Origin of the sequence: Kitasatospora sp. NBC_01246, assembly GCF_036226505.1 — a bacterium.
Classification (GTDB): domain Bacteria; phylum Actinomycetota; class Actinomycetes; order Streptomycetales; family Streptomycetaceae; genus Kitasatospora.
This window is the reverse complement of sequence record NZ_CP108484.1, coordinates 3,573,837-3,588,359: the sequence shown is the minus strand read 5'-3', so window position 1 is coordinate 3,588,359 and position 14,523 is coordinate 3,573,837. Positions and strand designations below refer to the sequence as shown.

13 protein-coding genes are annotated in these 14,523 nt (G+C 71.9%); 10 read left to right on the top strand and 3 right to left on the bottom strand.

Annotation, left to right across the window (positions count from 1 at the left end):
* Positions 1-88: 88 nt before the first annotated feature.
* The 7 genes from OG618_RS15645 (at position 89) to OG618_RS15615 (ending at position 8,797) form a co-directional block, all read left to right on the top strand.
* Positions 89-1,333 carry an amidohydrolase gene (locus OG618_RS15645; RefSeq protein ID WP_329492130.1) on the top strand — a complete coding sequence of 415 codons (1,245 nt, stop codon included), beginning with the start codon at positions 89-91 and terminating at the stop codon, positions 1,331-1,333.
* Between the two features lie 309 nt (positions 1,334-1,642).
* Positions 1,643-2,695 (top strand): BMP family lipoprotein, encoded by a 1,053-nt coding sequence (locus OG618_RS15640; RefSeq protein ID WP_329488017.1) that lies wholly within the window; start codon positions 1,643-1,645, stop codon positions 2,693-2,695.
* Positions 2,696-3,033: 338 nt separating this feature from the next.
* Entirely contained in the window at positions 3,034-4,605 is a 1,572-nt protein-coding gene (locus OG618_RS15635) for an ABC transporter ATP-binding protein (RefSeq protein ID WP_442906944.1), read from the top strand.
* A gap of 4 nt (positions 4,606-4,609) precedes the next feature.
* Positions 4,610-5,764: an ABC transporter permease gene (locus OG618_RS15630; RefSeq protein ID WP_329488016.1), complete on the top strand. Its 1,155-nt coding sequence runs from the start codon at positions 4,610-4,612 to the stop codon at positions 5,762-5,764.
* Positions 5,761-7,026 (top strand): ABC transporter permease, encoded by a 1,266-nt coding sequence (locus tag OG618_RS15625; protein ID WP_329488015.1) that lies wholly within the window; start codon positions 5,761-5,763, stop codon positions 7,024-7,026. The genes OG618_RS15630 and OG618_RS15625 overlap by 4 nt, the downstream gene beginning before the upstream one ends.
* Positions 7,023-7,421, top strand: a complete 399-nt coding sequence (locus tag OG618_RS15620; RefSeq protein ID WP_329488014.1) for a cytidine deaminase — start codon at positions 7,023-7,025, stop codon at positions 7,419-7,421. Before OG618_RS15625 ends, OG618_RS15620 begins: the two co-directional genes overlap by 4 nt.
* Positions 7,422-7,519: 98 nt before the next feature.
* Positions 7,520-8,797, top strand: coding sequence for a thymidine phosphorylase (locus OG618_RS15615; protein WP_329488013.1), 1,278 nt, complete (start codon positions 7,520-7,522; stop codon positions 8,795-8,797).
* 27 nt (positions 8,798-8,824) lie between these two features.
* On the opposite strand, the gene OG618_RS15610 is transcribed toward OG618_RS15615, so the two are convergent.
* From OG618_RS15610 to OG618_RS15600, 3 genes are all read right to left on the bottom strand, one after another.
* Positions 8,825-9,379: a Uma2 family endonuclease gene (locus OG618_RS15610; protein ID WP_329488012.1), complete on the bottom strand. Its 555-nt coding sequence runs from the start codon at positions 9,377-9,379 to the stop codon at positions 8,825-8,827.
* Positions 9,380-9,420: 41 nt separating this feature from the next.
* The gene (locus OG618_RS15605) at positions 9,421-10,095 is read right to left on the bottom strand and encodes an alpha/beta fold hydrolase (RefSeq protein WP_329488011.1); all 675 of its coding nucleotides are present in this window, start codon (positions 10,093-10,095) and stop codon (positions 9,421-9,423) included.
* Between the two features lie 126 nt (positions 10,096-10,221).
* Entirely contained in the window at positions 10,222-11,511 is a 1,290-nt protein-coding gene (locus OG618_RS15600) for an MFS transporter (protein ID WP_329488010.1), read from the bottom strand.
* A 107-nt stretch (positions 11,512-11,618) separates the two neighbouring features.
* Here OG618_RS15600 and OG618_RS15595 point away from each other — a divergent pair, with 107 nt between their 5' ends.
* The 3 genes from OG618_RS15595 (at position 11,619) to OG618_RS15585 (ending at position 14,408) form a co-directional block, all read left to right on the top strand.
* The gene (locus OG618_RS15595; protein WP_442906800.1) at positions 11,619-12,581 is read left to right on the top strand and encodes a LysR family transcriptional regulator; all 963 of its coding nucleotides are present in this window, start codon (positions 11,619-11,621) and stop codon (positions 12,579-12,581) included.
* A gap of 120 nt (positions 12,582-12,701) precedes the next feature.
* Complete coding sequence (locus OG618_RS15590) at positions 12,702-13,850, top strand: adenosine deaminase (RefSeq protein ID WP_329488009.1); 1,149 nt, start codon at positions 12,702-12,704, stop codon at positions 13,848-13,850.
* Between the two features lie 204 nt (positions 13,851-14,054).
* On the top strand, positions 14,055-14,408 hold the full coding sequence (locus OG618_RS15585) for a hypothetical protein (RefSeq protein WP_329488008.1): 354 nt from the start codon (positions 14,055-14,057) through the stop codon (positions 14,406-14,408).
* The last annotated feature ends 115 nt before the right edge of the window (positions 14,409-14,523 follow it).

The following is a 14,523-nucleotide window of genomic DNA, read 5'->3' as shown; positions in this document are numbered from 1 at the left end:
GACTTCTTTTCGGGAAGTCGGGCCAAATCCCCCCAACAGGCCTACCCTTGTTGAGATGAACCGTCCTGAGTCCGCCCAGCCGGCCGTCATGCCCACCGCTGCCCGCCCCGTCGCCGCCCTGCGCGACCGTGTCGCGGCGCTGGAGCCGGAGCTGATCGCGTTCCGCCGCGATCTGCACCGCCACCCGGAGCTGGGCCGCCAGGAGTTCCGCACCACCGCCCTGCTGCGCGACCGGCTGACGGCCGCCGGCCTGGCCCCCCGGGTGCTGCCCGGCGGCACCGGGATGATCGTCGACATCGTCCCGGAGGGCGCCCCGCGCGGCGCCGAGTTCCTGGCCTTCCGCGCCGACATCGACGCGCTGCCCATCGACGACGCCAAGACGGACGTGCCGTACCGGTCGACCGTCGCCGGCCGGGCCCACGCCTGCGGCCACGACGTGCACACCTCCGTCGTGCTGGGCACCGCCCTGGTGCTCGCCGAGGCGGCCCGGTCCGGCGAGCTGCGCCGCCCGGTCCGGCTGATCTTCCAGCCCGCCGAGGAGCTGATGCCCGGCGGCGCGCTGGACGTGATCGCCGCCGGCGGGATGGACCGCGTCGGCCGGATCTTCGCGGTGCACTGCGACCCGAAGGTGGAGGCCGGCCGGATCGCGCTGCGCACCGGGGCGATCACCTCGGCCTGCGACCGCCTGGTGCTGCACCTGGACGGCCCCGGCGGCCACACCGCCCGCCCGCACCTGACCACCGACCTGGTGACCGCGATCGCCCGGATGGCCGCCGACCTGCCGGCCGCGCTGTCCCGCCGGATGGACCCGCGCTGGGGCGTCAGCCTGGTCTGGGGCCGGATCGCCTCGGGCTCGGCCCCCAACGTCATCCCGCAGCACGCCGAGCTGGAGGGCACCGTCCGCTGCCTGGAGCTGGAGGGCTGGCGCGAGGCGCCGGACCTGCTGCACGAGCTGATCGCCAAGCTGGCCGAGACCTACCGGGCGAAGTGGACGCTCGACTACCACCGCGGGGTGCCGCCGGTGGTCAACGAGGCCGTCTCGGTGGGACTGCTGGAGGCCGCGATGACGGCCCGTTTCGGGCACCGGGACGAGGGGCGCGCCACGGCGGCCGCCGGCCAGGTGGTGGAGGACACCGAGCAGAGCCTCGGCGGCGAGGACTTCTCCTGGTACCTGGAGCACGCCCCGGGCGCGCTGGCCCGGCTCGGCGTCCGCACTCCCGGCGACAGCACGGTCCGTGACCTTCACCAGGGCCGTTTCGACGCGGACGAGCGGGCGATCGGGATCGGCGTGGAGCTGTTCGCGGCGCTGGCGCTGGAGACCGAGGGGGCGTAGTCCGCTCCCCGGTGGGCGTCCCGGGCCCGGTCCGCAACGGACCGGGCCCGTCGTCGGTTCACCGGGCCGGGCCTCGATCGAGCAACGCCCGAGTTATCTGCTTCCTGGCTTTTTGTCCGGTTACGTACACTGGGCAGCGCCAGTTCCGATCACCCTCCGCGTACGGGAAAGGGGCCCCGGGAAGACTGTCAGACCACGGTTTGATAACAACCCGAATGCTCCGGCGACCTGTGACCCAACCGTGTTCTACGCGCGTTACGGTGGCGTCCGACCACGCTAAACGGGTGCGTGTGAGAAGGAGATACTCCCTTGCGCCGTTCTACTAAGCTCGCTGCGGTTGTGCTCTCGGGTTCCCTGGGCATCGCCTCGCTCGCCGCTTGCGGCGCAAAGAGCAACGACACCACCGCTTCCTCCGGCTCGTCCGAGGGCGGCCTGAAGGTCGGTATGGCCTACGACATCGGTGGTCGTGGCGACCAGTCGTTCAACGACTCCGCCGCCCGCGGTCTCGACAAGGCCAAGGCCGACCTGGGCGTCGCCGTCACCGAGGCCGACGCCAAGACCGGTGAGGCCGAGGCCGACAAGGAGACCCGGCTCAAGAACCTGGTCACCGCCGGCTACAACCCGATCATCGCGGTCGGCTTCGTGTACCAGGGCGCCGTCGAGAAGGTCGCCAAGGACAACCCGAACACCAAGTTCGCGATCATCGACTCGGCGTCCGACACCCAGCCGAGCAACGTCACCTCGCTGACGTTCTCGGAGCAGGAGGGTTCGTACCTGGCCGGTGTGGCCGCCGCCCTCAAGACGAAGACCAAGCACGTCGGCTTCATCGGCGGTGTGCAGTCCGAGCTGATCAAGAAGTTCGAGGCCGGTTACAAGGCGGGTGTGAAGTCCGTCGACCCGAGCATGGCGGTCGAGACCACCTACCTGACCACCCCCCCGGACTTCTCCGGCTTCAACTCGCCCGACAAGGGCAAGGAGGCCGCGCAGGGTCAGCTGGACAAGGGCGCGGACGTCATCTACACCGCCGCCGGCTCCTCCGGCAACGGTGCCATCGAGGCCGTCGCCAACGCCGGCAAGCTGGCGATCGGCGTCGACTCCGACCAGGCCGCCCAGCCCGCCCTGGCGAAGTACAAGGCCAGCATCCTCACCTCGATGGTGAAGAACGTCGACAAGGCCGTCTTCGCCTACATCGACTCCGCCAAGAAGGGCTCCCCCTTCACCGGTGTGAAGAACTTCGACCTGAAGGCCGACGGCGTCTCGCTCGCCACCACCGGCGGCAAGATCGACGACATCCAGGGCAAGCTCAACGACGCCGCCACCGCCATCAAGAGCGGCGCCACCACCGTCCCGACCGCTCCGTAAGGCGCGCCCGGACGTCGCTGCCGCTGCCGCCTGCCCGGCAGCGCAATGATTGACGCAGCATCAGGGAGGGGCCCGGAAGGGTGCGCTCAGTGCGTACCCCCGGGCCCCGTCCCGTACCCCACCGTTTTTTCTTGGCCCTCCAGCGCAACGACGCGCCTCCAGACCACCAGGAGATCGCCATCACCGCATCCGACCCCGCCCTCAGCAAGGGCGGTACCCCCAGCGCGGGGACGGCGACACCGGCCGTCGAACTGCGCGGCATCACCAAGCGCTTCCCCGGCGTCGTGGCCAACCACGACATCAACCTCACCGTCCGCACCGGCACCGTGCACGCCCTCATGGGTGAGAACGGCGCCGGCAAGTCGACGCTGATGAAGATCCTCTACGGCATGCAGAAGCCGGACGAGGGCACCATCGCGATCAACGGCGAGCAGTGCGAGTTCAACACCCCGGGTGACGCCATCTCGCGCGGCATCGGCATGGTGCACCAGCACTTCATGCTCGCCGACAACCTCACCGTCTGGGAGAACGTCGTCCTCGGCGGCGAGAAGCTCCACGGCATCGGGGCCAAGGCGAAGGCGAAGATCAAGGAGATCTCCGACCAGTACGGCCTGGGCGTGCGCCCGGGCGCGCTGGTCGAGGACCTCGGCGTGGCCGACCGCCAGCGGGTCGAGATCCTCAAGGTGCTCTACCGCGGCGCCAAGATCCTGATCCTCGACGAGCCCACCGCGGTGCTCGTCCCGCAGGAGGTCGAGGCGCTCTTCGGCAACCTGCGCGAGCTCAAGGCCGAGGGCGTCACCGTCATCTTCATCTCGCACAAGCTGCACGAGGTGCTGTCGGTGGCGGACGCGATCAGCGTCATCCGGCGCGGCACCACGGTCGGCGACGCCGACCCGGCGAACGTCACCGCGCGCCAGCTGGCCGAGCTGATGGTCGGCGCCGAGCTGCCCTCCCCGGGGAGCCGCGAGTCGACCGTCACCACCACCGAGATGCTCGACGTCCGGGACCTGCGGATCGCCAAGACCGACGCCGAGGGCATCGAGCGCGTGGTGCTCGACGACATCTCGCTGCGGATCCACAAGGGCGAGATCCTCGGCATCGCCGGTGTCGAGGGCAACGGCCAGGCCGAGCTGGTCGAGGCCATCATGGGCATGCTGCCGCTGGACGGCGGCGCCGTCACACTGGACGGCAAGGACCTCTCCGGCTCGCTCACCCGCAGCCGCCGCGAGGCCGGCATCGGCTACATCCCCGAGGACCGCCACCGCCACGGCCTGCTGCTGGAGGCCCCGCTCTGGGAGAACCGGATCCTCGGTCACGTCACCGAGAGCCCGAACTCCAAGGGCCTGCTGCTCGACCCGGCCGGTGCCCGCAAGGACACCCAGCGGATCGTCGACGAGTACGACGTCCGCACCCCCGGCATCGAGGTCACCGCGGCGTCGCTCTCCGGCGGCAACCAGCAGAAGCTGATCATCGGCCGCGAGATGAGCCACGACCCCAAGCTGCTGATCGCCGCCCACCCCACCCGCGGGGTGGACGTCGGCGCGCAGGCGCAGATCTGGGAGCACATCCGGACCGCCCAGCGGGCCGGTCTCGCGGTGCTGCTGATCTCCGCCGACCTGGACGAGCTGATCGGCCTCTCCGACACCATCCGGGTGATCTACCGCGGCCGTCTGGTGGCCGACGCCGACCCGGCCACGGTCACCGCCGAGGACCTGGGTACCGCGATGACCGGTGCCGCCCGCGGCCACATCGAGTCCGAGCCCGAGGCCGTCGAGGAGTTCCACGCGGTCACCGCGGAGGGCACCGAGGCCGAGGCCGCCGGGACCGGCTCCACCGAGGACGCCGCCGCCCAGGACGCCACCTCGTCCGACACCCCCACCGACACCGCCGACCCGCAGGCGGGGGAGTAGCCACATGACCAGTCCCAACCCCGCGGCCAAGAGCAAGCTGGCGCAGCGGTTCGACGGCGAGAAGATCGTGCTCGCCCTCGCAGCGCCGGTGCTCGCCGTGCTGCTCTCCGTCGTGATCTGTTCGGTGCTCCTGGCGACCTCGGGCAAGAACCCGTTCGACGCCTGGAACGTGATGATCACGTACGCCACCAAGTCGGACGGCCAGGTGGCCATCCTCAACCGGTCCACCACGTACTACCTGGCCGCCGCGGCCGCCGCCTTCGGCTTCCGGATGAACCTCTTCAACATCGGTGTCGAGGGCCAGTACAAGGTCGCGGCGCTGTTCGCGGCGTTCGTCGGCAGCCGGCTCGACCTGCCGTCGTTCATCCAGATCCCGCTGCTGCTGATCACCGCCATGCTGGTCGGTGGCCTGTACGCGAGCATCGCCGGTCTGCTGAAGGTCTTCCGCGGCGTCAGCGAGGTCATCTCGACCATCATGCTGAACGCCATCGCGGTGGCGATCGTCGGTCTGCTGCTCGTCCCCGGCATCTTCGCGCCGGAGAAGAGCTCGACCAGCAACTCCATCCAGACCAGCCCGGTCTCGGAGTCCAGCCACTTCTTCGCGATCAACACCGACGGCGGGCCGCTCTACGGCTTCCTCTTCATCGCGATCCTGGTCGGCGTGGCCTTCCAGTTCACCCTGACCCGCACCCGCTTCGGCTTCGACCTGCGCGCCACCGGCCGCTCCGAGACCGCCGCGACCGCCTCCGGCGTGAACGTCAAGCGCATGGTCGTCACCTCGATGGTGGTCTCCGGTGCGCTGGCCGGTCTGATCGGCATGCCCGAGCTGCTGCAGAACTCGTACAACTTCGGTCAGAGCTTCCAGGGCGGCCTCGGCTTCCTCGGCATCTCGGTCGCCCTGCTCGGCCGCAACAGCCCGATCGGCATGGCCTTCGCCGCGCTGCTGTTCGCCTTCCTGGACGCCACCGGCTCGCAGCTGCCCCTCCAGGGCGGCTTCCCGTTCGAGATCGTCCCGGTCATGCAGGGCACCATCGTCATCTGCGTCGTCGTCGCCTACGAGCTGGTGCGCCGCTACGGCCTCAAGCGCCAGCAGCAGAAGGTCGGCGCCGAGCTCGCGGCCCAGGCTGCCGCCAACGAGAAGAAGGAGGTGTCCGCATGAGCACGGCCACCGCTGCCCGCGCGAAGGCGCCGGGCGCTCCCGCCAAGAAGCGCAAGTTGTCCTGGCCGGTGGTGCTGCTGCTGATCGCGGGCGCCCTGGTCCTCTTCTCCGCCGTGGGCATGGCCACCGGCAACCACTCGCTGACCTCCTCCGGCCAGGTCACCGCCGCGCTCAGCGCCGCCGTGCCGATCGGCATGGCCGGTCTGGGCGGTCTCTGGTCCGAGCGGGCCGGCGTGGTCAACATCGGCCTCGAAGGCATGATGGTCGCCGGCACCTTCTGCGGCGCCTGGGGCGGCTACCTGGTCAACCCGTGGTTCGGCCTGGTGGCCGGCATGCTCGGCGGTGCGCTCGGCGGTCTGCTGCACGCCGTCATCACGGTGACCTTCGGCGTCGACCACATCGTCTCCGGTGTCGGCGTCAACCTGCTGATCCCCGGCATCTGCGCGTACGTCAACCGGATCTACTACAAGGACTACATCTCCGTCGGCGCCGGGGCGAACCAGTCCCCGCCGGCCGATCCGCTGCCGTACATCACCATCCCCGGGCTCTCCTCCGGGCTGAAGGACATCGAGACCCACCACTGGTTCCTGGTGTCCGACGTCGCGGGCGTGCTGGGCGGTCTGGTCACCAACATCTCGGTGGTCGTGCTGCTGGCCGGCGCGCTGATCGTGGTCAGCTACTTCGCCCTCTGGCGCACCGTGTTCGGCCTGCGCCTGCGCTCCTGCGGCGAGAACCCGACGGCGGCCGAGTCGCTGGGCGTCAACGTCTACAAGTACAAGTACCTCGCGGTCATCACCTCCGGTGCCTTCGCGGGCCTCGGCGGCGCGTACCTCTCGCTGGTCGCGGCGCACTTCTACAAGGACGGCCAGACCAACGGCCGAGGCTTCATCGGCCTCGCGGCGATGATCTTCGGCAACTGGATGCCGGGCGGCCTCGCCATGGGCGCCGGCCTGTTCGGCTTCACCGACAGCCTCCAGCTGCGTGACCCGGAGTCGGTGCACGTGCTGATCCTGGTGGTCGCCATCGCGATGTTCCTGCTGGCGCTCTGGAACCTGTACCGCCGCAAGATCCCGGCCGCGCTGATCACCTTCGTGGTGGCCGGCGGCCTGGCGGCCTGGTACGCCACCACCGAGGAGGTGCAGCGTCCGCTGATCGTGGCGACGCCGTACGTGATCACCCTGGTGGTGCTCTCGCTGGCCTCGCAGCGGCTGCGGCCGCCGAAGGCCGACGGCCAGATCTACCGCAAGGGCCAGGGCAAGTGACGGCCCCCGCGGCGGCGGTCGACTGGGAGGCACTGCGGGCGGCGGCGCGCGAGGCGATGACCCACGCCTACGCCCCGTACAGCAGGTTCCCGGTCGGCGCGGCCGCGCTGGTGGACGACGGTCGGGTGGTCACCGGCTGCAACGTGGAGAACGCCTCGTACGGACTCGCGCTCTGCGCCGAGTGCGGCCTGGTCTCCATGCTGCACGCCACCGGTGGCGGCCGGCTGACCGCGTTCACCTGTGTGGACGGCAGCGGCGGTCTGCTGATGCCGTGCGGCCGCTGCCGCCAGCTGCTGTACGAGCACGGCGGGCCCGATCTGCTGGTCGAGCTGCCGTCCGGCGTGAAGCCGATGAGCGAGGTCCTGCCCGACGCGTTCGGGCCGGAGCGGCTCTAGTCTTTGTTTCTGTTACGCGCGTAGAGTGTCGCGAGTGGGGCCGCAATCCGGCCAGCTCGCGACACTCTTCGCATTTTGAACCCCCTCTTGGAGCAGCCATGGACGCCATCTCCGTCATCAGGACCAAGCGCGACCGCGGAGAGCTGAGCGACGCTCAGATCGACTGGGTCATCGACGCCTACACCCGCGGCGACGTCGCCGACGAGCAGATGTCCGCCCTCGCCATGGCGATCCTGCTGAACGGCATGAACCCGCGCGAGATCAGCCGCTGGACCGACGCGATGATCCGCTCCGGCGTCCGGATGGACTTCTCCTCCCTCGCGCAGCCCACCAGCGACAAGCACTCCACCGGTGGCGTCGGCGACAAGATCACCCTGCCGCTCGCCCCGCTGGTCGCCGCCTGCGGCGCCGCCGTCCCGCAGCTCTCCGGCCGGGGCCTCGGCCACACCGGCGGCACCCTGGACAAGCTGGAGTCGATCCCCGGCTGGCGCGCCCTGCTCTCCAACGACGAGATGATGAAGGTGCTGCACGACGCCGGCGCCGTCATCTGCGCCGCCGGTGACGGTCTGGCCCCCGCCGACAAGAAGCTGTACGCGCTGCGCGACGTCACCGGCACCGTCGAGGCCATCCCGCTGATCGCCTCCTCGATCATGTCCAAGAAGATCGCCGAGGGCACCGGCGCCCTCGTCCTGGACGTGAAGGTCGGCTCCGGCGCCTTCATGAAGAACCTGGACAACGCCCGCGAGCTGGCCCGCACCATGGTCGGCCTGGGCACCGCGGCCGGCGTCAACACCGTCGCGCTGCTGACCGACATGTCGACCCCGCTCGGCCTCACCGCCGGCAACGCGCTGGAGGTCCGCGAGTCGGTCGAGGTGCTGGCCGGCGGCGGCCCGGCCGACGTCGTCGAGCTCACCCTGGCGCTGGCCCGCGAGATGCTCGCCGCGGCGGGCGTGCACGGCAAGGACCCGGCCGACGCGCTGCGCGACGGCTCCGCGATGGACCACTGGCGCCGCATGATCTCCGCCCAGGGCGGCGACGTCGACGCCCCGCTGCCGGTCGCCCGCGAGCAGCACGTCATCCCGGCCCCGGCCTCGGGCGTGCTCACCGCGCTGGACGCGTACGCGGTGGGCGTCTGCGCCTGGCGCCTGGGCGCCGGCCGGGCCCGCAAGGAGGACCCGGTGCAGGCCGGCGCCGGCGTCGAGATGCACGCCAAGCCCGGCGACACCGTGGTGGCCGGGCAGCCGCTGCTGACCCTGCACACCGACACCCCCGAGCGCTACGAGTACGCGATCGAGGCGCTGGCCGGCGGCATCGAGGTCGCCCCGGCGGGCACCGCGTTCACCCCGAACCCGATCGTGCTGGACCGCATCGCGTGACCCGCCGTCCTGCGCACGTGCGGCCGCTCAGGCGTACGTGCGCAGGACACCGGTGTCCAGCGTCCACGGGCCGACGGTGACGGTGTCGCCGAAGGCGAACTCCCTGCGGGACGGGTAGCCGGGCCCGTCGTGGACGATGCCGGTGCCCTTGCGGGGGTCGACCAGCAGGTAGAGCGGGATGCCCATGGCCGCGTAGTCGCGGACCTTGCCGTGGTAGTCGTTCTCCGGGTTCGACTTCGAGACGATCTCCGCCACCAGCAGGATCTCGTGGGGGAGCAGAGCTCGTCCCTCGTCGTCCAGGGCGGCTTCGGGGAACACCATCAGGTCGGGATTGCGCAGCCGTCCCAGTCCGACGTCCTCCAGATCCGCGCCACCGTGGGCGATGTAGCCGGGGTGGGTGTTCGGCAACTGGGCGTTCAGTTGCCGGGCCAGGCGGATCACGGCGAGCTCGTGCCGTTTCACCGGGGACATCATCATGACGATCTCGCCGTCAGCGATCTCGACCTTCCCTATTCCGGGAATCTGCGGCAGCTGATCGGCGATCTCGCGCAACCGGGCGTACACAGCAGGATCGATGCTCATGCTCGGAGTGTATCGACGGGCCCCGGCAGCCGCGCCGTCGCTCAGCCGGCCGCCGTGAGGGCGATCTTCAGGAACTCCTCGGGGGCCTCGCGGATCAGGTCGTGGCCGACCGGGAGGGTGTGCACGGTCCAGGCCGGGTCGTCGCGCAGGCGGTCGAAGGTCTCCAGCAGCGGGCTGTCCTCGAAGCGCTCGGCGTGGATGTAGACCCGGCGGGTGACGGCGTCGGCCGCGCCGGTGAGGGCGATCGGCTGGAGGAGGCTGGCCACCGGGTGGACGGTGGCGCGCGGGTCGAGGGCGGGGTTCGAGCCGACCACGGTGACACCGCCGCCCGCCGCGGCGCCGGCCAGGTAGCGCTGCTTCCAGACCTCGTTGACGATCCGGTAGGCCGACTCGCCGTCGCGGGGGACGAAGGCGTCCGCGTACACCAGCGCCCCGACCCGCTCCGGCACCCGGTCGGCGACCCCGGAGAGGACCATCCCGCCGTAGCTGTGCCCGACCAGCACCACGTCGGTGAGCCGCTCCGCCTCCAGCAGCCCGACCACGTCCTGCACGTGGGTGTCCAGGTCGACCACCGCGTTGTTCAGGTGCCCGCGCTCGGAGACCCCGGTCAGCGTCACCGGGTACACCTCGTGCCCGGCGGCGCGGAGCCCCTCGGTGAGCGGCCGGTACCACCAGGCGCCGTGCAGCATGCCGGGGACGAGTACGTAGCTGGCCATGGCGTCTTCTTCCTCTGGGCGGATCGGTCGATCGGTCGAAGGCTCGATCGGGCTGGGCGACGCGAGGAAGGCTACGGCGGATACCCGACACCCTGTGTCAGGTATCCGCCGGGGAGAAGCCGATCGTCAGCGCCCCACCGGGACGGCCGCGCGGCGGGTGGTGTGGGCACGGCGGGTGGCGTAGAGGGTGACGCCGGCGGCGAGGGTCATCGCGGTGAGGCCGACGGCCGCCGCGCCGGGCCAGCCGGTGGAGTGGTAGGCGTCGGCGCCGATCGTGCCGCCGAGGCTGTTGCCCAGGTAGTAGGCGATCAGGTACAGCGCGGAGGCCTGGGCGCGGCCCTCGGTGGCGGTGCGGCCGACGGCGGAGGACGCGGTGGCGTGGCCGGCGAAGAACCCGGCGGTGATCAGCACCAGGCCGAGCAGCGCGCAGAGCAGCGAGTCGGCGAGCGAGAGCAGCAGGCCGGCGGTGGTCACGCCGATCGCCACGTACAGCGCGCCGCGTCGGCCGAGACGGCCGGAGAGCCGCCCGGCGGCGGCCGAGGTGCCGGTGCCGACCAGGTAGACCACGAAGATCGAGGCCGCCACCGACTCCGGCAGGTGGAACGGCGCGGAGATCAGGCGGTAGCCGACGGTGTTGTAGACCGCGCCGAACACCGCCATGAAGAGCAGCCCGAGCGCGTACAGCCGGACCAGCAGCGGGTTGCCCAGGTGGCGGCCGACGGTGCGGGCCAGCGCGCGGGCGTCCACCGGGGCGGGTGTGAAGTGGCGGGCGGGCGGGATCAGCAGCCGGAAGGCGAGCGCGGCCAGCAGCGCGAGGGCGGCGGAGGCGGCCAGGCCCCAGCGCCAGCCGAAGCCGGCGGCCGTCCAGCCGGAGATCAGCCGCCCGCCCATGCCGCCGATGCTGTTGCCCGCCACGTACAGCCCCATCGCGGAGGCCAGCGCGCTGGGGTGGATCTCCTCGGCGAGGTACGCCATCGCGGTGGCGGGGAGCCCGGCGAGGGCGGCGCCCTGGAGGACGCGCAGCACCACGAGGGTGGTGAGGTCCGGCGCGAAGGGCAGGGCCAGGGCGAGCGCGGAGGCGGCGAGCACGGAGGCCGTCATCACCGCGGTGCGTCCGTACCGGTCGGAGAGGGCGCTGGCCGGGAGCAGGGCGAGGGCGAGGCCGAGGGTGGCGGCGGAGGCCGTCCAGCTGGCCTGGCCGGGGGTGAGGTCGAGGTCGGCCGAGAGGACCGGCAGCAGGCCCTGGGTGGAGTAGAGGAGGACGAACGTCGCGATGCCGGCGGCGAAGAGGGCCAGGTTGGCGCGGCGGAAGGCGCGCTGCCCGGGGCGGTGGCGGGCGTCGTCGGTGGCGAGCGGGGACGGCTTGGTGAGGGCATCCGGCACGGTCGCGGACGCCCCGGTACTGGCGGGCTGCATGTCGTCGACGTTAGGACCGGCGGCTCTGATGCGTCCAATGCATGAATGCGGGAGAATCGATGCGCAGACGTATGAGTGCAGGTCGAAGCGGTGAGGATGGCGCGGGAGTGGCGGAGAGCACGGACGAGGCCGATCGCCCGCACCGGCCGGCGGAGCTGGGGCCGGAGTTGCCGGCCGTCCAACTCGCGCCCCGGCTCGCGCAGTTCGCGGCGGTGGCCCGGCTGGAGCACATGACGCAGGCGGCCGCGCTGCTGGGCGTGCCGCAGCCGACGCTGTCCCGGGCGGTGGCCCGGCTGGAGGCCGAGCTGGGCGTGGACCTGCTGGCCCGTCAGGGCCGCACCGTCCGGCTGACCAGGGCCGGCCGGCTGCTGCTGGCCTCGGTGGAGCGGGCGCTGGCCGAGGTCGAACGCGGTGCGGAGGCGGCCCGGGCGGAGGCGGACCCGGCGGCCGGGCGGGTGGTCTTCGGCTTCCTGCACACCATGGGGACGGACGCGGTGCCGGCGCTGCTGCGGGGGTTCCGGGCGGCGCACCCGCAGGTGCGGTTCCAGCTGGTGCAGGACTACGTCGGCGCGATGCTGGAGCGGTTGCTGGCCGGCGAGCTGGACCTCTGCCTGGTCTCGCCGGTGCCGGACGACCCGGCGCTGGTGGCCCGGCCGCTGGACGAGCAGCGGCTGCACCTGGTGGTGCCGGCCGACCACCGGCTGGCCGGGCGGCGCCGGATCCGGCTGGCCGAGGTGGCCCGGGACCCGTTCGTCGGGCTGGAGCGCGGCTACGGGCTGCGCGCGATCACCGACGGCTTCTGCGCCGAGGCCGGGTTCGTGCCGCGGCTCGCCTTCGAGGGCGAGGACGCCGAGACGCTGCGCGGCCTGGTCGCGGCCGGGCTCGGGGTGGCGCTGCTGCCGCCCGCGCTGGTGCCCCGGCCGGGGGTGGTCGAGCTGGAGGTGACGGCGCCGCGCACCCGGCGGGCGATCGGCCTGGCCTGGGCGGCGGGCCGGCCGCCGACCCCGCCGGTGGCGGCGTTCCGCGACTTCGTGCTGGCCCGCCGGGGGCGGCTGCTGCAGCACGACTGACCCGGCGCGCCGCGCGCCCGTGCGCCGCGCTCGGCCCTTCGGAGGAATTCCCGATGCACATTGGCCGAACCGGCCGCGTGGGTGTGGCCTGTCTACGCGCGTAGGAGCTACACTCCCGCAATGGAGAACCAGACCCCTGTCACCACCGCGGGCACCGGCCCCCGGATCCCCACCCCCGACCAGATCGCCCGCGCCCCGAAGGTGCTCCTGCACGACCACCTCGACGGCGGGCTGCGGCCCGAGACCATCGTCGAGCTGGCCGCCGCGGTCGGCTACGAGGGCCTCCCCACCACCGACCCGAAGGAACTCGGCGAGTGGTTCCGCGAGGCCGCCGACTCCGGCTCGCTGGTCCGCTACCTGGAGACCTTCGCGCACACCTGTGCCGTGATGCAGACCCGCGAGGCCCTGATCAAGGTCGCCGCGGACTGCGCCGAGGACCTGGCCGCCGACGGCGTCGTGTACGCCGAGGTCCGCTACGCCCCCGAGCAGCACCTGGAGGCCGGCCTCACCCTCGACGAGGTCGTCGACGCCGTCAACGAGGGCTTCCGCCTCGGCGAGGCGAACGCCCGCGCGGCCGGTCACCGGATCCGCGTCGGCACCCTGATCACCGCGATGCGGCACGCGGCCCGCTCCTCGGAGATCGCCGAGCTGGCCAACCGCCACCGCGACCGCGGCGTGGTCGGCTTCGACATCGCCGGTGCCGAGGCGGGGTACCCCCCCACCCGCCACCAGGCCGCCTTCGACTACCTCAAGGGCGAGAACAACCACTTCACCATCCACGCGGGCGAGGCCTTCGGCCTGCCGTCGATCTGGGAGGCCCTGCAGTGCTGCGGCGCCGACCGGCTCGGCCACGGCGTGCGGATCGTCGACGACATCACGGTGAACGAGGACGGCAGCGTCGAGCTGGGCCGGCTGGCCGCGTACGTGCGCGACAAGCGCGTCCCGCTGGAGATGTGCCCGACCTCCAACCTGCAGACGGCGGCCGCCACGTCGTACGCCGAGCACCCGATCGGGCTGCTCAGCCGGCTGAAGTTCCGGGTCACGGTCAACACCGACAACCGGCTGATGAGCGGCACCAGCATGAGCCGCGAGTTCGGGCACCTGGTGGAGGCGTTCGGCTACACGCTGGGCGACATGGAGTGGTTCACCGTGAACGCGATGAAGTCGGCGTTCCTGCCGTTCGACGAGCGGCTGGCGATGATCAACGACGTGATCAAGCCGGGCTACGCCGAGCTCAAGGCGGAGTGGCTGTTCAGCGCGACCTCCTGAGGCGGTGCGGTCGGTCGGGTGAACGCCCTGGTCACCCCTGGGTGTTGGCGTTCATCTGACTACCCACTCGTGTGGGTTAACGGCCTTTGGTCCCCGTGCGATCCGATCACTACGGTGTGGCAGTCAACGCCGACCGGCGGAGGTGGCGGAACCCGCTACCCCGCCGTGAATGTCGGCCACCGACGAGGATCCAAGGGGACGAACATGAAGCAGGCCACTCTCAAGGCCGCCGGCACCGCCGTGCTCGGGCTCGCCATCGCGGCGGTCGGCGCCGGCAGCGCGTCCGCCGACCCGGTCGCCGCGGGTGGCCTCGGGCTTCCCACCGGCGCGGTGACCAACCCCGCCGTGACCGGCGCGGTCACCGACACCGCGAGCAAGCTGCCCGGCGGTGACAAGGTCGCCGGCACCCTCGGCACCCTGACCCCGAGCGCCGGCCAGGCGATGGCCCCGGCCGCGGACGCCACCCCCCGCGCCGGCGTGCCGAGCATCCCGGGTCTCGGCAGCACCCCGGTCGGTGGCCTGACCCAGGCCCTCCCGCTGCCCGGCCTCGGCGGCTGACGCTCCCGCCACGGCCGACGGGCCGCCCGCACCCCGGTGATCCCGGGGCGCGGGCGGCCCGTTTCGGCGTTCGGACTCAGGTGCGTGGGGCCGTGGGTGCGTGGGTGCTGGGCGC